This window comes from Streptomyces sp. NBC_01298 (assembly GCF_035978755.1).
Lineage (GTDB): Bacteria > Actinomycetota > Actinomycetes > Streptomycetales > Streptomycetaceae > Streptomyces.
In genome coordinates, this window is record NZ_CP108414.1 from 5765618 (window position 1) to 5782493 (window position 16876).

General features: G+C 71.5%; 16 protein-coding genes. 11 read left to right on the top strand and 5 right to left on the bottom strand.

Annotated elements, in window-relative coordinates:
• Positions 1–13 precede the first annotated feature (13 nt).
• Positions 14–955: an FG-GAP repeat domain-containing protein gene (locus OG730_RS26210; protein WP_327306529.1), complete on the top strand. Its 942-nt coding sequence runs from the start codon at positions 14–16 to the stop codon at positions 953–955.
• Between the two features lie 97 nt (positions 956–1052).
• Here OG730_RS26210 and OG730_RS26215 read toward each other — a convergent pair whose 3' ends face one another.
• Positions 1053–3530 carry a transglycosylase domain-containing protein gene (locus OG730_RS26215; RefSeq protein WP_442815020.1) on the bottom strand — a complete coding sequence of 826 codons (2478 nt, stop codon included), beginning with the start codon at positions 3528–3530 and terminating at the stop codon, positions 1053–1055.
• Positions 3531–3716: 186 nt separating this feature from the next.
• On the opposite strand from OG730_RS26215, the gene OG730_RS26220 reads away from it, so the two are divergent.
• The 4 genes from OG730_RS26220 (at position 3717) to OG730_RS26235 (ending at position 7290) form a co-directional block, all read left to right on the top strand.
• Positions 3717–4547 carry an ABC transporter permease gene (locus OG730_RS26220; protein ID WP_327306530.1) on the top strand — a complete coding sequence of 277 codons (831 nt, stop codon included), beginning with the start codon at positions 3717–3719 and terminating at the stop codon, positions 4545–4547.
• Positions 4540–5442, top strand: a complete 903-nt coding sequence (locus tag OG730_RS26225) for an ABC transporter permease (protein WP_442815021.1) — start codon at positions 4540–4542, stop codon at positions 5440–5442. The genes OG730_RS26220 and OG730_RS26225 overlap by 8 nt, the downstream gene beginning before the upstream one ends.
• Positions 5443–5444: 2 nt before the next feature.
• The gene (locus OG730_RS26230; protein WP_327306531.1) at positions 5445–6428 is read left to right on the top strand and encodes an ABC transporter ATP-binding protein; all 984 of its coding nucleotides are present in this window, start codon (positions 5445–5447) and stop codon (positions 6426–6428) included.
• 130 nt (positions 6429–6558) lie between these two features.
• Positions 6559–7290 (top strand): DUF1707 SHOCT-like domain-containing protein, encoded by a 732-nt coding sequence (locus OG730_RS26235; protein ID WP_327306532.1) that lies wholly within the window; start codon positions 6559–6561, stop codon positions 7288–7290.
• Between the two features lie 157 nt (positions 7291–7447).
• Here OG730_RS26235 and OG730_RS26240 read toward each other — a convergent pair whose 3' ends face one another.
• Positions 7448–7642, bottom strand: a complete 195-nt coding sequence (locus OG730_RS26240; protein ID WP_327309631.1) for a hypothetical protein — start codon at positions 7640–7642, stop codon at positions 7448–7450.
• Between OG730_RS26240 and OG730_RS26245 the strand changes: the two genes are divergently transcribed.
• Positions 7581–8837 (top strand): DUF445 domain-containing protein, encoded by a 1257-nt coding sequence (locus OG730_RS26245; protein ID WP_327306533.1) that lies wholly within the window; start codon positions 7581–7583, stop codon positions 8835–8837. The genes OG730_RS26240 and OG730_RS26245 overlap by 62 nt on opposite strands.
• A 242-nt stretch (positions 8838–9079) precedes the next feature.
• On the opposite strand, the gene OG730_RS26250 is transcribed toward OG730_RS26245, so the two are convergent.
• The 3 genes from OG730_RS26250 to OG730_RS26260 form a co-directional block, all read right to left on the bottom strand.
• Positions 9080–9850, bottom strand: coding sequence for a class I SAM-dependent methyltransferase (locus tag OG730_RS26250; protein WP_327306534.1), 771 nt, complete (start codon positions 9848–9850; stop codon positions 9080–9082).
• Between the two features lie 187 nt (positions 9851–10037).
• Positions 10038–10337: a hypothetical protein gene (locus OG730_RS26255; protein ID WP_327306535.1), complete on the bottom strand. Its 300-nt coding sequence runs from the start codon at positions 10335–10337 to the stop codon at positions 10038–10040.
• Between the two features lie 65 nt (positions 10338–10402).
• Positions 10403–10579: a hypothetical protein gene (locus tag OG730_RS26260; protein ID WP_327306536.1), complete on the bottom strand. Its 177-nt coding sequence runs from the start codon at positions 10577–10579 to the stop codon at positions 10403–10405.
• Positions 10580–10771: 192 nt separating this feature from the next.
• On the opposite strand from OG730_RS26260, the gene OG730_RS26265 reads away from it, so the two are divergent.
• From OG730_RS26265 to OG730_RS26285, 5 genes are all read left to right on the top strand, one after another.
• Positions 10772–11314 (top strand): GNAT family N-acetyltransferase, encoded by a 543-nt coding sequence (locus OG730_RS26265; RefSeq protein ID WP_327306537.1) that lies wholly within the window; start codon positions 10772–10774, stop codon positions 11312–11314.
• A 628-nt stretch (positions 11315–11942) separates the two neighbouring features.
• Entirely contained in the window at positions 11943–13229 is a 1287-nt protein-coding gene (locus tag OG730_RS26270; RefSeq protein ID WP_327306538.1) for a hypothetical protein, read from the top strand.
• A gap of 43 nt (positions 13230–13272) precedes the next feature.
• A complete protein-coding gene (locus tag OG730_RS26275; RefSeq protein WP_327306539.1) occupies positions 13273–13671 on the top strand; it encodes a very short patch repair endonuclease in 399 nt (132 codons plus the stop codon).
• A gap of 129 nt (positions 13672–13800) precedes the next feature.
• Complete coding sequence (locus OG730_RS26280; RefSeq protein WP_327306540.1) at positions 13801–15894, top strand: helix-turn-helix domain-containing protein; 2094 nt, start codon at positions 13801–13803, stop codon at positions 15892–15894.
• On the top strand, positions 15891–16874 hold the full coding sequence (locus OG730_RS26285; RefSeq protein WP_327306541.1) for a hypothetical protein: 984 nt from the start codon (positions 15891–15893) through the stop codon (positions 16872–16874). Before OG730_RS26280 ends, OG730_RS26285 begins: the two co-directional genes overlap by 4 nt.
• Positions 16875–16876 lie beyond the last annotated feature (2 nt).

Sequence of the window (16876 nt, forward strand, 5' to 3'; positions counted from 1 at the left end):
CAGGGGGATACACATGGCTTTCGGTAAGCGTTCCGCGGTCCTGCGCGGCGTCGTCGTCGGTACGGCAGTCGCGCTCGCGGCGGCCGTCGCGGGCGGTACGGCGTTCGCCGACGGCGGCTCGGCCGACGCTGCGGCCGCGAAGGCCGCGGCCTCGCAGCGCGGCGGACACCAGGCCGGGCAGCCGGCGGCGCGCGCACTGGCCTCGGTCGAGACGCCGACCTTCCCGCTGTACGGGGTCAACAAGAAGAACTCCTCGCTGGACCTGTTCTTCGCGAACGGGACGGGCGGTTTCCAGCCCGCGTACAACATCGACCTGGACTACTCGTACCTCACCGATTTCATCGATGTGGACAACGACAAGGACGGGGACGCCGAAGCCAGCTGGGTCGTGTACAAGGACGGCAAGCTCCGCTACGGCTGGTCCGACGACCAGGGCCAGTACCAGTCGAAGCAGGTCGGGACCGGGTACCAGATCTACGGTTCGACGATGCTGTCCCCGGGCAACCTGGGCGGTGGCACGTCGGCCGACCTGCTGGGCGTCGACAAGGCGGGCGTGCTCTACGAGTACCTGGCCTACCCGGACGGCCGGGTCACCTCGCGGGTCAAGATCGGGGCCGGCTGGGGTCAGTACACCCAGATCGCCGGGCAGGGCGACCTGACCGGTGACGGCAAGGCCGACATCGTGGCGCGGGACGGCTCCGGGGTGCTGTGGCTCTACCGGGGCACCGGCAACTACGCGGCCCCGTTCGCGGCGCGCACGAAGATCGGTGCCGGCTGGAACACCTACAACCGGCTGGTGTCGGTGGGTGACCTGACGGGTGACGGCAAGACCGACCTGGTCGCGCGGAAGTCCAACGGGGACCTCTACCGCTACACGGGGACCGGCAGCGCTGCCGCCCCGTTCAACAAGCCGGTGAAGATCGGCAGCGGTTTCCAGGCCTACAACCTGCTGTGACCGGTCCGTAGGACATGCCAGTGGCCGCCCCCGAGGAGGGGGCGGCCACTGGCATGTCACGGGCCCGCGGTGTCCCGGGTCCTGGGCTGAGCGGTGGCTACTCCAGTAGGTCCGCCGGTGGACGCAGGCCCTCGGTGGTGCCGCCTTGGGCGCCTGTCGTCGTGCCGTTCGTCGTGCCGTTCGTCGTGCCGTTCGTGGTGCCGCCGTCGGTCTGACCGCCCGTGGTCTGGCCTCCGGTGGTTTCGCCTCCGGTGGTCTGGCCGCCGGTGGTCTGGCCTCCGGTGGTTTGGCCGCCCGTGGTCTGGCCCCCGTCCGTCTGGCCTCCGGTGTTCTGGCCGCCCGTCGTGCGGCCTCCGTCCGTCTGCCCGCCCGTCGAAGGGGTCCGCGTCGGGCGGCCCGGCCGGCCCGAGGGACGGTCGCCCGGGGTCTCCTCCTCGGACTGGCTGGGGTTCGGTTCCACGGGCGGGGGCGGCGGGGGCCGGTTGGCGCCGGGCATGAGCTCCAGGTCGAAGTCCACGGGGTCGCTGTCCGCCAGGGCCGTCTTCGTGTACTGGGCCCAGATCCGGGCCGGGTAGCCGCCGCCTCCGATGCGGGCCTCGCCCAGGGCCCCGTAGAGGGATTCCAGGGAGCCGGTGTCCGGGTCCTGGCCCATCATCGAGACGACCGTGACCAGGTTCGGTGTGTACGCCGCGAACCAGGCCGAGCGGTCCAGTTCAGCGGTCCCCGTCTTGCCGGCGGCCGGGTGGCCGGCGGCCAGGGCGGCCGTACCGGTGCCGTTGTCCACGACGCTGACCAGCATGGACGTGGTGGTGTCGGCGGCTTCGCGGCTGACGGCCTGGACCGGGTCGCGGGGCGGGAGCGGGACGGTGTCCCCGGCCTTGGTGATCTTCTCGACGAAGGTGTACGGGGTGCGGCGGCCGTGGGAGGCGAGGGTCGCGTAGGCCTGGGTCATGTCCAGGACGCTGGCCTGCATGGTGCCCAGGGCCATGGCCGGTACCGGGGCGAAGTTCGGGGTGCTCTCGGGGATGCCGAGGGCGATGGCGGTCTGCTTGACCTTCTCGGTGCCGACGTCGACGACCATCTGGGCGAAGACGGTGTTGACGGAGAGGTCGGTGGCGGCGTTGACGGTGATGTTCCCGTAGCTGAGCTGCCCCTCGTTCTCGGGGTCGAAGGGGATGCGGCTGCCGACGACGGGCCGCTTGTTGTCGCCGTTGTAGATCGTGTACGGGGTGATCGTGCGGCCGCCCTGGGTGCGGGAGTCGTTCTGCACGGCGGAGGCGAAGACGAACGGCTTGAAGGTGGAGGCCACTTGGTAGTCGTGCCGGGTGGCGTTGTTGACGAACTGCTTGGTGTAGTCGATGCCGCCGTACAGGGCGACGACCTTGCCGGTGGCCGGGTCGATGGAGACGGCTCCGGTGCGTACGACGCGGTCCGCCTTGCGCTTGGCGGGGTCGAGCTTGCTGACCATCTTGTCGTTGACGGCGTCGACCATGGCGGTCTGACGGGTCTTGTCGATGGTGGTGTTGATGCGGTAGCCGCCCTCGGCGAGGGTTTTGTCGTCGAGGATCTTGTTCTCGACGATGTAGTCCTTGATGGCCTCGACGAGGTAGCCGCGCTGTCCGGAGAGGCCGGCGGCCGGGCGGACCTTGCCGGGTTCGGGGAACCGGGTGGCCGCGCGTTCGGCGGGCGTCATCCAGCCCTTCTTGACCATGCCGTCGAGCACGTAGTTCCAGCGGGCGGTGGCGCGGCCGCGGCCCTGGGGGTGGGCGACGACGTCGAAGGCGCTGGGGGAGTTGAGGAGGGTGGCGAGGTAGGCGCCCTCGGCGGGGTTGAGTTTGCCGACGTCCTTGCCGTAGTAGGCCTGGGAGGCGGCCTGGATGCCGTAGGCGTTGCGGCCGAAGTAGCTGGTGTTCAGGTACCCCTCAAGAATGTAGTTCTTCGACTTCTCGCGACCGAGTTTGATCGCGATGAAGAACTCCTTCACCTTCCGCTTGATCGTCTGTTCCTGGCCCAGGTAGTAGTTCTTGACGTACTGCTGGGTGATGGTGGACCCGGACTGGGTGCCCTTGCCGGTCGCGGTGTTCCAGGCGGCGCGCAGCATCGCCGCGGGGTCCACGGCCCGTTCGGAGTGGAAGTCGCGGTCCTCGGCCGCCAGTACGGCTTCCTGGACGGTCAGGGGGATCTGGGAGAGCGGCACGTTGACGCGGTTGACCTCGCCGTCGCGGGCGAGCTGGGTGCCGTCGGTGTAGAGGTAGACGTTGGACTGCGCCGTGGCGGCCGCGTTGGCGGGCGGGATGTGGACGAGCAGGTAGCCGGCCACGAGGGCGCCGCAGACGAGCAGCGCGAGCAGCAGGAACGCGCCCAGGACCATGCGCCAGGTCGGGAGGAGCCGGCGCCAGCCGGTGCGCTTGGCCTTCTTGGCGGCCTTGGCCTGCTCCTTCCGGGCCCTCTTCGCCTCCTTGGCCGTGGGTGGCGCTCCGGATGGCTGGGGCGCGCCGGTGCCCGGAGCCGGCTGTCCGTCGGGGGTGTCGGGGTCGCGAGGCGTCCAGCCGGGCGGTGGTGACGGGTCGCTCATCTCCGGGACTCCTCGGCGCCGTACGAAATATCCACATCTGTACCTCATGCTGTCTACCCGATGGCCGCCGGTTCCGCTCCGGACGGGCGTAATTCGTTCGCGTGGATCGCCCCTCCGCACTAAGCTCGCGCGCTTTGGCCGACGTAGGAACGACGCAGCTAGGACCTGGGAAACGGAGGGGACGAGGTGCGCCAGCCGGTAGTGGGACGAGCCGGGCTCTACGGGGCGGTCGCGGCCGGGGGGTTTCGCAGGTACGCCACCTACGGGACGGCCACCGCGGCCGGGGTGTTCACCAACACCGTGTTCGGTTTCATCCTCGCCTACACGTACATCGCGCTCTGGGACGAGCGGCCCGGGCTCGGTGGCTACGACCAGTCCGAGGCCCTGACGTTCATGTGGGTCAGTCAGGCGCTGCTCTCCGCGGGGGCGCTGATCGGCGGCGGCTTCCAGGAGGAGTTCCAGGAACGGGTCCGTACGGGTGACATCGCCGTCGACCTGTACCGTCCGGTCGATCTCCAGGCGTGGTGGCTCGCGGGTGATCTGGGCCGGGCGGGGTTTCAACTCCTGGGCCGCGGCGTAGTGCCGCTGGTGATCGGGGGGCTCGCCTTCCAGCTGGCGCTGCCCTCCGCTCCGCTGCGCTGGCTGCTCTTCCTGCTGTCCGTGCTCCTCGGGCTCGTCGTCAGCTTCGCACTGCGCTACCTGCTGGGGCTGGCGGCGTTCTGGCTGATGGACGGGGCCGGGATCAACATGATGGCCACCGTCGTCTCCATCTTCTGCTCCGGGATGCTGCTGCCGCTGACCGTGTTCCCGGGCGGCTTCGGCGAGTTCGTCCGCGTCCTGCCCTGGGCCGCGATGCTCCAGGTCCCGGTGGACGTCCTGCTCGGCGGTGGCGGCGCGGGGGCCGCGGGTACGGCGGGGGCGCTGGGTTTCCAGGCCGCTTGGGCGGTGGCGCTGCTCGGGCTGGGGCGGCTGGTGCAGTCGGCGGCGACGCGGAAGGTGGTGGTCCAGGGTGGCTGAGCGGGTGGCGGAGGGCGGGGCCGGGGCCGCGGTTACCGTGCCGACGGCGAAGGCTGCGGCGGAGCTTGTCGTCCCGCGGCGCAGCCGGGTCCTGGAGGGGCTGCGCGGCTACGGGCTGATCGCCGCGATGTGGATCCGGTCGACGATGACGTACCGCACCTCCTTCGTGCTCTCCACTTTCGGCAACGCGGCCATCACGCTCCTCGACTTCGTCGCGATCATGATCATGTTCTCGCACGTGGACGAGCTGGGCGGCTTCACGCTGCCCGAGATCGCCCTGCTGTACGGGTCCTGCTCGGCCTCCCTGGGCCTGGCCGACCTGCTGCTCGGCAACACCGACCGGATCGGCACCCGGATCCGCGACGGCTCCCTCGACACCATGCTGGTGCGCCCGGTCCCGGTGCTCGCGCAGGTGGCGGCCGACCGCTTCGCGCTGCGCCGGCTGGGGCGGATCGGGCAGGGGCTCGCGGTGCTGGGGTGGGCGGTCTCGGAGCTGGACCAGGTGCACTGGACGGCCGGGAAGGCACTGATGGTGCCGGTGATGATCATCGCCGGGGCGGCCATCTTCGGCGCGGTGATGGTGGCCGGCGCGGCCTTCCAGTTCGTCGCCGGGGACGCCGCGGAGGTGCAGAACAGCTTCACCTACGGCGGCTGCACCATGCTCCAGTACCCGCCGACCGTCTTCGCGAAGGACCTGCTGCGCGGGGTCACCTTCATCGTGCCGCTCGCCTTCGTCAACTGGCTGCCCGCGCTGTACGTGCTGGGCCGGCCCGATCCGCTGGGGCTCCCGGGGTGGGTGGCGTTCGCGAGCCCGCTGGTGGCCTTCGCGGTGTTCCTCCCCGCGTCGCTGGCCTGGCGCGCGGGCGTTCGTTCGTACCGCAGCACGGGGAGCTAGCCATGTCGGATCCGGAAGCGCTGATTTCACTGCACGAGGTCGAGAAGGTCTTCGACGTACGGCGCCGGGTGGGCCTGGTGCGCCGGGAGAAACGGCAGGTCAGAGCCGTGGACGGGATCAGTTTCGAGGTGGCCCGGGGCGAGATGGTCGGCTACATCGGACCCAACGGCGCCGGCAAGTCCACCACCATCAAGATGCTGACCGGCATCCTCACCCCGAGCGGCGGCCGGCTGCGGGTCGCCGGCATCGACCCGGCCCGGGAGCGGATGCGCCTCGCGCACCGGATCGGCGTGGTGTTCGGGCAGCGCACGACGCTGTGGTGGGACCTTCCGCTGAAGGACTCGTACGCGCTGATGCGGCGGATGTACCGGATCCCGGCGGCGCGGTTCGCGCAGAACATGGAGCGCTGCGTGGACCGGCTCGACCTCGCCGAGCTGCTCGACGTACCCGTACGGCAGCTGTCGCTGGGGCAGCGGATGCGCGGGGACATCGCGGCGGCGCTGCTGCACGACCCCGACGTGCTGTACCTGGACGAGCCGACGATCGGGCTGGACGTGGTGAGCAAGGCGAGCGTACGGGGCTTCCTGCGGCAGCTGAACGAGGAGCTCGGCACCACGGTGCTGCTGACCACCCACGATCTCCAGGACATCGAGCAGCTGTGCGAACGGGTGATGGTGATCGACCACGGGCGGCTGGTGTACGACGGCTCGCTGGGCGGACTGCACACGGCGGACGGCGCGGACGGCGCGGCGGCGAGCGAGCGGACGCTGGTGGTGGACCTGGAGCGGGAGCTCCCTCCGATCGAGGTGGCGGGGGCGCGCGTGGTGAAGGTGGAGGGCGCGCGGCAGTGGCTGGCCTTCCCGGCGCGGGCTTCGGCGGCTCCACTGGTGGCGGCGGTGGCGGCGGAGTACCCGCTGCTGGACCTGTCGGTGCGGGAGCCGGACATCGAGGACGTGATCGCACGGATGTACGCGGGGCGGGGGTAGGCGGTAGGGGGGAGGGGGTGGGGGGAGGGGGGTAGGCAGGGCGGGCCAGGGGTTAAATCAGGGACAACCCTGAGCCGGAGCGGGGTTCGGGCCGTACCGCTCCGCGGGGTGACTGCATAGGCTGGTCCGTATGAGTGATGAGCGGCCTGAGACGCCGTTGCCGCCGTTGCCCGAGACGTCGCCGCTGCCCGAGCTGAGGGCCTCGGACGCCGACCGGGAGCGGGTGGTGGACCGGCTGCGGGACGCCGTCGCCGAGGGCCGGCTCGATATGGACGAGTTCGAGGAGAGGCTGGACACGGCCTACCGGTCCCGCACGTACGCGGAGCTCGAACCGTTGACCCGGGATCTGCCCGCGCCCGGCGCGACGGCCCCGATCGCGGCCGCCCCGGTGGGTCCGGTCGGGCTGACCAAGGCGGTGCCGGCGGGTTCGGAGGCCGCCTGGCCGGCCCGGATCGTGGGCGGGGGAGGGGCGGCGGGCGGCCCGGCCATGGCCGTGGCGGTCATGTCGGGCTTCCAGCGCAAGGGCAACTGGACCGTGCCCGCGCGGTTCCACGCGGTGGCGTTCTGGGGCGGCGGTGACATCGACCTGCGCGAGGCGAACTTCGCCGAGCGCGAGGTGGTGATCAACTGCGTCGCCATCATGGGCGGCATCCAGATCATCGTGCCGCCGGGCATCGAGGTCGATGTACGGGGTATCGGCGTGATGGGCGGCTTCGACCAGCGCGACAGCCCGGGCCCCGTCGAGCCGGGGGCTCCGCGGGTGGTCGTGACGGGCCTCGCCTTCTGGGGCGGGGTCGAGGTCAAGGTGAAGCCGCCGAAGCAGCGGGCGGTCTCGAAGCGGAAGCCGCGCAAGGAGCTGTAGGCGGCCGGCGGCTGCCTGGAGGGGCCCGCGGGGTCCCTCAGCCGGGGGACGAGTACGGCGCGCCGGGAACTCCCCGGGCGCCCCGGGAGTCGGATGCTATGGAGTCGGACGCTTTGCGGACGAAACCGTCGCCCGGGGGAAGGCAGGAGCACGTGGATCAGGGCAGCACGACGACTACGGAGGAGGCCGAGCCTTCGTCGACCTCTTCGTCGAAGGCATCGCAGTCGTCGCAGTCGTCGCAGTCGTCGACGGCGTCACCGGCCGGGCCGGCCGCGGCGCGCGGTGGGTTCGTGTTCAGCGAGGCGGACGAGGAGCGTCGCCATGGCGTCCGCCGGATGAAGCGGACCGCCACCGGCCTGCTGATCCTGGTCGCGCTGATCTACGTGGCGGCGAAGTGGGCGGAGCACGCGGGCGCGGGCGGCTGGGCCGGGTACGTGGCGGCCGGAGCCGAGGCGGGCATGGTCGGCGCGCTCGCGGACTGGTTCGCCGTCACCGCGCTCTTCCGGCGGCCGCTCGGCCTGCCCATCCCGCACACCGCGATCATCCCGACGAAGAAGGACCAGCTCGGCGTCTCGCTCGGGGAGTTCGTCGGGGAGAACTTCCTCTCCGCCGACGTGGTCCGTACGAGGCTGCGCGCCCTCGGCATCGGCGGCCGGCTCGGTGCCTGGCTGGCCGAGCCCGCGCACGCCGACCGGGTCACGGCGGAGCTGGCCACCGCCCTGCGCGGGGCGCTGACCGTCCTGCGGGACTCCGATGTGCAGGCCGTCGTGGGCGAGGCGATCACGCGGCGGGCGGAGACGGCGGAGATCGCGCCGGGCATCGGCAAGACGCTGGAGAAGGTCGTCGCGGACGGCGGCCACCGCCGGGTCGTGGACCTGGTGTGCGCGCGGGCGTACGACTGGCTCGTCACCCACGCCGAGTCGGTCGAGGCGGCGGTGCAGGGCGGGGCGCCGGGCTGGACCCCGAGGTTCGTGGACCGCAAGATCGGCGACCGCGTCTACAAGGAACTGCTCCGCTTCGTCCAGGAGATGCGGGACATGCCGGAGCACCCGGCGCGCGGGGCGGTGGACCGCTTCCTCGCGGACTTCGCGGCGGACCTCCAGTCGGACACGGAGACGCGGGCGCGGGTGGAGCGCCTGAAGTCGGAGATCCTGCAGCGGGAGGAGATCCAGGACGTGATCGCCTCCACCTGGACGGCGGTCCGCTCGATGATCATCTCGGCGGCCGAGGACGAACGCAGCGCGCTGCGCCTGCGGGTCCGTTCCTCGCTGATGTCCCTGGGCTCGAGGCTGGCCACGGACGGCCGGCTCCAGGACAAGGTGGAGGGCTGGATCGAGGGCGCGGTGGTGTACGTGGTCACCACGTACCGCAAGGAGATCACCTCCCTCATCACGGACACGGTGGCGGGCTGGGACGCGGAGCACACCTCGCGCAAGATCGAGGCCCACATCGGCCGCGACCTCCAGTTCATCCGCATCAACGGCACGGTGGTCGGCGCCCTGGCGGGCCTCCTGATCTACACGGTGTCGCGGGCCTTCGGCGCGTAGGGCGCCGAGGCGGGGCGCCGGTGGCGGGGCGGCGGGGTGGTGGGGTGGCCCGACGGGGCAGTGCCCGGCGGCTACGGGCCCGGCGGCTACGTTGCCGGGGCGACGGGGCCGACGACCGAGACGGCCCCGCCGCAGCCGGGCAGGGCGGGCGGCGTCCGGCCGGGCGGTGGCTCAGCCGGGCAGGGCGGGCGACGCGCCAGCCGGGCAGGGCGGGCGGCGCCGTACGGGCCCCCGGGGAGCGGTCAGCGGCGCCGGGCGAGATGGACGACCAAGTCGGCGACGATCTCGACGCGCTCGGGCAGGACCCGCGCGATCCCGCGGAACACCTGCTCCCGCTCGAGGGCCGGGAGCGCGGCATAGGCCGAGACGGTGGAGAGGTAGCCGGTGTACTCGTCGGCGCTCATCGTCAGCCGGCGGTCGATGACGACCTGCCGCACACCGCCGAACCAGGCGGAGCCGGCCCGCCGGAGTTCGGTCCCCGGCCACTGCATGGCGTCCCCGGGCGGTGTTCCGTCCGGGGACGGGACCTCGTCGCTCTCCAGGAACGGAGCCCGCGCCGCGCGAACGGCTTCGGTCACGGCCGGGTCGGCGGGCCGCACCTGCCCGCCTGCCGAGGCGAACACCCCCGCCGGCTCCAGCAGGGCGGCCACCCGCGCCCACCGGCCCTCCGGGACCGTCCAGTGCAGGGCCGCCACCGCGTAGACCAGCCCGTACCGCCGGCGGCCGGGCCGTAGGTCCTCGAGGGAGGCCCGTACGGTGCTGACGCCGGAGGCCCGCACGTGCTTGCGCAGCTCGCGGAGCATGGCCCCGTCCGGGTCGGTCGCGGTGACCGTGACCCCCTGTCCGGCGAACAGCCGGGTCGCTTTCCCGGTCCCGGCCCCGATTTCGAGGGCGCTCGTGACCGGACCGCCGGCGTACTCCCGCACGAGGTCGAACAACTCCGGGGGATACCCCGGCCGGAACCGCTCGTACGCTTCCGCCCGCGCTCCGAAGCTCAGCGCACGATCGGGCATGCCGAAGCCCCCTTGCTCGAACGGGATGCCCGCACGGGGCCGCGTACCGCGGCGGGCGGGCTGGACGCGACCGGGCACGACTGGACGTGACCGGGCTGACCTGGCTGACCGGGCGTGGGACCGGGCACTGCCCGGGCCGGCCCGGACTTCGGCCGAGGGACTTCGGCCAGGCTGCCCCGGCCGGGGTTCAGCCCCGGTCGGCAATCGCCCACGACGCGGCGGCGACCACACCGGCGGCGCCGATGACCGCCGGCCAGGCGCCGACCTTCTTGGCCAGCGGGTGCGCACCGGCGAAACCGGCGAGGTACAGCGCGCCGAGCCCGGCGGCGGCCGGAACGCCGCCGCGCTTGTGCCACTCCCGCCCGGCCACGACGCCCGCGGCGCCGAGGACGACACCGCCGAGCGGCCGCTTCTTGGTCCACCGCGCGACGGCGTAACCGCCGACCAGACCGGCGGCCGCCACTACAGAACTCGGTACCCGTGCCATGCTGTCCAACTCCCTCACCTCATCGGATCATCGGTTCATACGCGCACACCTATTCGCCCCCGAGGCTAACTCGACCGCTTGACCACCCGCCGGGCCCCCACCGCGGCCAACACCAGTACGGCGCCGCCGATCACCGGATTGGGCACCGCGTCCCGCACACCGCGCGGCAGCACCGCCACCACGCCCAACACGAGCAGAAACGCGAGCCCGCACCCGCCGACGGCCCGAAGGAGTCTGTCCACGTGCTGCTCAACGCGGCCGCCCGGCCGCCCGACACGGACCGCGCCGAGGGGATTTGTCGCACACTCGCCGGATCCGCGCGATGTCTGCTGATGGAACCCGATGGGCATAAATTCAATCTCCCACCCAAAGGGGCAAACCACCCCGGCCCCACCCGCCCGCCCCACCCCACCCACATCAGGAGCCAGGACATCGTGATCTGCTACGGACAGGCCGTCCTCGACCTCGCGGACGAACTGGTCGACGCCTACGCCGACGTCTTCTCCGCCCCGCCGTGGAACGAAGACGAAGAAACCATTCGCCAGTTCGCCGCCCGTCTCCCGGCCGACGCCCGGCGCCGTGGTTTCCGTACCGCCTTCATCCAGTCCGCCACGGGCATCGACGGCTTCGCGACGGGCTGGCTCACCCCGGCGGCCTTCCCGAAGAACCGTGCGTACGCCCAGGTCGCGGCGCAGCTCGGGTCGGCCCGGGTGAAGGAACTCCTCACCGGGGCGCTGGAGATAGACGAACTCGCGGTACGCCCCTACGCACGCGGCCGCGGCACCGCCCGGGACCTCCTCGCCGAGATCACCACCGACGCCCCGGACCGCCGCGCCTGGCTGCTGACCAGCCGCCTGGCCAAGAACACGGTGGCCACGTACCGCCGCCTGGGCTGGCACGAGGTGGCCCCCCTCCCCGGCACGGAGACGGGCGTCATCGTCTTCCTCTCCCCGGACCACCCGAACCGGGCGGCATAACCCGCCGGCCCGGGCACCCCCTCCCCGACCGACCCGGGCACGGCACGGAGCCGGGCGCCGCCGCTCCTCCGGCCTCGGCCGGGCCCGGGGGGCCCTGCCCCGGCTCTGCCCGTCCCGGACCGGGCGGCGCAGTCGGGCCGCACGCCGCCTGCCGGGAAGCCATGCAACCGGGCCGCTGCCGCTGAGAGATGACCCGCCCTCACGGAGCACCTCCGCGGCCCCTTCGCCCTGACCGATGACCTGGCCGACGACCTGACCGGCCGCCAGGTCGATGGTCTGCCAGATCTTCAGGCCGGCCACCAGTCCCACCGGCGGCCTTACCGGTATTTCTACCGACGGCTCTACCGACAGCTCGACGTCCCGCCCATCGACCGACTGCCCGGCAGTCACATCGTCAGGCCCATCGATCGCCCGACCGGTACGCCCGGCGGCCGGGTCCGGGGAGACCCGGCGCTCCGGTCGTGTTCCTCACCCCGGCGTGACCGAACCCGTCTTCCACCCGAACGGCGGGTCTCGCGACGCGAAGCCTCACCGGATGGCGCAGGACGGCCGTGAGAGTGCCCACGGGCTGCTCCGAAACATCGCCCGGCGGGGCGTCCGAGCACCTCGGACAGGGCATACCGCGCCCATGAACCCCACCACAGGCACCACACGAACCACACCCGCCCGGCAGGCCACGCACCAGGCCCACCCGGCGCAGGCCACGCACCAGGCCCACCCGGCGCAGGCCGCACATCAGGCTCGCTCGGCGCAGGCCACGCACCAGGCCCACTCGGGGCAGGGCACGCACCAGGCCGGCTCAGCGCCAGCAACCCGTCAGGCCCGCCTGGCGCCAGCCACGGCCCACCCGGCGCACTCGGCACAGCCCACCCACCCGGCACACCCGCCGCGGCCCCGCCCGGCCGCCCGGCCCCGGCCGGCCTCTGAGGCGACCCCCGCCCGCCGCCAACTCAATCTCGCCACGCGCCACCAACTCACCGCCACCGCCGGCATCCCACCCGGCACGATCACCTCCCGCACCCGCCCCGGCGGGCCCTGGCAGCGCCTGCTGCCCCGGGTCTACCTCCTCCAGACCGGCCCCCCGGACCAGCGCCAACGCGCCCTCGCCGCCGTCCTCTACGCCGCCGAGCCCGGCTCCGACCCGCTCTCCGGCGACACCGCCGCCCTCACCGGCGGCGCGGCCCTCGCCCTGCTCGGCATCCGCGAAGCCCCGTACACCCCGGCCGACGTCCTGATCCGCGCCCCGCGCCGGCTCGCCGCCTCACCAGAGGTACGGCCGTTCCCCACCACCCGCTGGCCCCGCACCATCACCGTGTCCGGCATCCCGAGTACCCGCCCGGTACGCGCGGCCGCCGACTTCGCGGCCCGGACCGACGAGCCGGCGGACCGGATCCGCTCGATCCTCGCCCAGGTCGTCCAGTCCGGCTGGTGCCACCCGCAGGACCTGCACGCCGAACTCCGCGCCGCCCGCCTCCTGACCCGCCCCGCGATCCGCGCGGCGGCCGCGGAACTCCTCGCCGGAGTCCGCTCGTTCGCCGAGGCCCAGGCCCGAGACACCTTGACCGCCACGGACCTGCCCACCCCCCTCTGGAACGCCCGCCTCCACACCCCGGACGGCACCTTCCTGGCGAGCCCGGACGCCTACTGGCCCGACGAGGGCGTGGCCCTGGAGATCGACTCGGCGGAGTACCACTACACCCGCGACTCCTGGCACGCCACCCTCCACCGCCGCCTCCGCCTGGAGACCCACGGCATCCTGGTGGTCAGCGCCACCCCGTCGATGATGCGAGACACCCCGTCGGAAGTAATCGCAGCCCTCCGCACCCTCCTCACCCTGACCACCACCCGCCCCACCCCACCCACGGCCCTGGCCCGCGGCCACGTCCAACTCGAACTTCCCGTTCCGCGACAATGACGGCGTGGAAGCCCTTGAGAGCACTCCCGGCGATCGAGCTCGTATGAGCCGCCAGAAGAGCAAGGACACCGGGATTGAGATGGCCTTGCGGCGAGCCTTGCACGCGGCGGGCTTGCGCTACCGGGTCCATCGTCGACCGGCGAAGGGGGTGCGACGCGAAGCCGACATCGTCTTCGGCCCCACACGGGTCGCCGTCTTCGTGGACGGCTGCTTCTGGCACGGATGTCCCGAACACGTGACGTGGCCCCGACGAAATGCCGAGTTCTGGCGAGCCAAGATCGAGGGAAACCGGGCACGGGACCACGACACCGACGTGCGCCTCGCCGAGTCCGGCTGGCTGTCGCTCCGGGTGTGGGAACACGAGAGTCCCGACGAAGCCGCCGTCCGCATCGTGCGGGCAGTCGAGGAACGGCGGTCCGGCCGCGTGTCCGCCGGGCGGTGACGGGCTGTCGGGGCCCCTGAGTGAGTCCGCACCGTCACCGCTATTTGGCATCGCCTGACTCGTCAAAACTCCGCTGTTAGGGTGATCGTGGCCTACGTAATCACGAGCCTGACCAGCGGAGGAAGACGTATGGAGCAGCCGGGCGAGGAGTTCGGTCCGTGGCTCTCGCGTCAGTTGAGCCGCATGAACATGACGCAATCCGATCTTGGTGATCGGCTGGGGCTGACTGGGGCGGTTCTCTCCGCGTGGGTCAATGGACGGAGCGGGCCGCGAGACGAGACCAAACATGCTCTCGCCGAGTTGTTCGGCACGGATGCCGCATCGGTGCCCAGCCGATCCACCGCTGTCCCACCCGAACCCCCCCGACGCTGGCACCATCGTCCGGCCCACGCCGACGGAGGCCGTGAATATGGCAACGCCGCCACCTTCGCCTTCGATGCGGACATGTCCGTGCTGGCCCGGGAAGCGACCCAGAACTCCCTCGACGAGCGCCACGACCCGAGTGTTCCCGTGCGCATGCACTACACCCTGCACGAACTGAGCGGAGAGTTCCTTTCGGACTTCCTTGCTGCTCTGCGCTGGGAGGATCTGCGACCGCACTACGACCAAGCGGCGTCGGCCGAGCAGAAGGTCTCGAGGAGCCTGCGGGCGGCACTGGACGATCTGGAGACGCGGAAGTCCCTCCTCCTGCTCCGCGTCGACGACTACAACGCCAACGGCCTCACCGGCCCCGAGTATCAGGACGGGCGCTTCGCCGCCGTGGTCAGGCGTCAGCTCGACAGTCACAAGGAGGCCGGTGGTCGGGCGGGCGGGTCCTACGGTCTGGGGAAGGCCACACTATGGGCCGCGAGTCGATTCGGCCTCGTGCTGATCAACTCCACCCTCTCCGAGCCGTATGAAGGGCGTACGGAGCGACGCGTCATTGGACGGTTGGACCTTCCGTGGAGGCAGGTGGGAGGCGAGGCGTTCGCGGGCCCGGCTTGGTTCGGCGAGCCCGACTCCGAACCCACCCACAAGGACGTGTCGCGCTCCTGGTGGGCGAGCGGGGATGTGGTCCGCAGCCTCCATCTCGAAAGGAGGGACGGAACTCCTGGGACGTCCTTCCTCGTGGTGGGCGCGCACGACGCCTCGGGAGATGCGGAAGAGTTGCAGGACCTCCACGAAAAGTTGGTCCGCTCGCTTGCCGACGGGTTCTGGGCAGCCATGATCGGAGGACGCGACGCGGGCCCGCTGTTGGACGTCCGGGTGAGCGCCCTGCGCAACGGCCGTGTGGTCATCGGGGAAGAGAGGGTCGACCCGCATTCCCGACATCCGGCCCTGAGCCGAGCGTTGCAGTGCCACCTCGACGGCAGGGTGGTGGACGTGCTTACATCAGCCGACCAGGTGGCCCGTGTCGAGGTCCCGCTGATAGTGACGCCCCGAAAAGGCCATGGACGGGTGCGCGACAAGGGCAGGGAGCACCGCGCGGTCCTCTTGCTCACCCCGGCGGCCGATACGGATGAGAAGCACAGCCGCGTCGTCTGCATGCGTGGCAACCGCATGACCATCACGGAACACAGGCCGCGCGAGTTGCCGCTCGGCACCACGCCTTTCCAGGCAGTCCTCCTTGCCGGGTACGCGACGGATCGTACGGGTGAGGACGTGGACCTCGCCGAGGCGTTCCTGCGTGCTTCGGAGCCACCCGAGCACGACCGTTGGGACCGCACGGAGGAACTGACCTCCCTCTACGAGCGTGGTGCCGTCAGCCGGCTCAAGGAGTTTCGCGGTGACGTGGACAAGGCGGTACGCGGCCTCGTGGGGAGGCGGGACGTCAACCGATCCGGGGGCCCTGCGGTGTTGAGGGACCTCCTGAAGCTGGGTGTGCCCACAGCGGCGCAACGGAGGACACAGAGCTTCCCCGTGGTCCGGAGCGTCGATGCGCGCGTCGATGATGCCGGGGCTTGGAACGTGACCGTGGAAATCAAGCTGCCCGATGCGGAGGATCCCTGGCTGCTGACGCCGGTGGCGAAGTTCGACGTGCGCTCCGGTGGCAGGCCGGTGGTCGATTGGGCCGAGCTCGTCGCGTCCGTCGACTGTCGTGTGGAGGCGGGCGACCTGGTGGTCGACCCCGGGGTACGCACGGCCGTGTTCCATGGTGTGACCGATCCCCGCACCCACCCGGTGCATGGTGGGTTCGCCCGCCTTGTGGTGGAGGTCCAGAAGGCGCGCGGGGGTGTGAAGTGACCGCGGTGTTTCCCTATCCGACGATCTTCGGAGACATCGACCTGAAGGTCGTCTCCGTCTCCGTCGATGGCGCGGAGCTTCCGTACGACAAGATCTCCGCTGCGGACCGGGCAGTGGCCCTGCACCGGTCCGGGCGGGGCGAATGGGATCGTGCCAGGCTCCGGGTCGTCGTCACGGCTCCGAACGAGGAACTGCTCTCGGGGCCGTGGTCGGATGTCGCCTTTCTCGCGGTCCTGTCGGAGAAGGCCACCAACAGACGCTTCGCGACGGTTCTTCTACGGGGCGCGGACGGGACCATGCAGGGAACGGTCGAGCTGGACCGAGCATGCCACGTCAGTCGCGCGATGTTGGGCGTCCTCGTGGTGGCGACCGTCGGCGGAGTTCCGGGCCGCCTGGTCGGTGTCTCCACGGAGGACTGGGCCGTCGACCTCAAGGCTTCCGTGCCTGTGCGGCAGCGGGAGATCGACATCGTCGAAGTGGACTTCAAGGAAGGCCCGCACGAGTGGCTGCGGCCGTACAAGGAGTCCGCGTGGATCGTCGAGACCGCGGGGGAGATCCCCACCGTCTACCTCAACACGGGCGCCGTAGAAGGACTGATCGAGGCGCTCGCCGGCACCGGGGGAAGTGCTGCGGTGAGGACCCTGCGTGAGCTCAGCGCGAGTCAGATCGCCCAGGATGCCTGGACGGCGATGTTCCACACCGCGATCAGCGACCTGGACGTCGACGAGGACGGAACTCCGTTGATGCCCACCGGTTGGCGAGAGGCGGTTCTCCGCGTGATGCTCCCCGACGTGCTGCCCGGTCGGCAGCTCACCGACGCCCTGTACGAGCTCACCGAACGGCGTACGAAGGGTCACGGTTGGGCGGAGGTCCAGACGGGTGTGCAGTTCGCGGCGGGACGGCGCAGTCGCACCACGAGGAATCTGACCAACGCGGTGCGCTCGGTGCACGGGGAGGAAGAGAACGGTGTCTCCAGGTGAGC

Excerpts from the sequence above, each read along its gene's own strand:
- OG730_RS26210 (WP_327306529.1), top strand. The coding sequence starts at position 14 with ATGGCTTTCGGTAAGCGTTCCGCGGTCCTGCGCGGCGTCGTCGTCGGT.
- OG730_RS26255 (WP_327306535.1), bottom strand. The coding sequence starts at position 10,337 with ATGGCACGGGTACCGAGTTCTGTAGTGGCGGCCGCCGGTCTGGTCGGC.
- OG730_RS26215 (WP_442815020.1), bottom strand. The coding sequence starts at position 3,530 with ATGAGCGACCCGTCACCACCGCCCGGCTGGACGCCTCGCGACCCCGAC.
- OG730_RS26235 (WP_327306532.1), top strand. The coding sequence starts at position 6,559 with ATGAGTGATGAGCGGCCTGAGACGCCGTTGCCGCCGTTGCCCGAGACG.
- OG730_RS26230 (WP_327306531.1), top strand. The coding sequence starts at position 5,445 with ATGTCGGATCCGGAAGCGCTGATTTCACTGCACGAGGTCGAGAAGGTC.
- OG730_RS26270 (WP_327306538.1), top strand. The coding sequence starts at position 11,943 with ATGAACCCCACCACAGGCACCACACGAACCACACCCGCCCGGCAGGCC.
- OG730_RS26280 (WP_327306540.1), top strand. The coding sequence starts at position 13,801 with ATGGAGCAGCCGGGCGAGGAGTTCGGTCCGTGGCTCTCGCGTCAGTTG.
- OG730_RS26275 (WP_327306539.1), top strand. The coding sequence starts at position 13,273 with ATGAGCCGCCAGAAGAGCAAGGACACCGGGATTGAGATGGCCTTGCGG.
- OG730_RS26250 (WP_327306534.1), bottom strand. The coding sequence starts at position 9,850 with ATGCCCGATCGTGCGCTGAGCTTCGGAGCGCGGGCGGAAGCGTACGAG.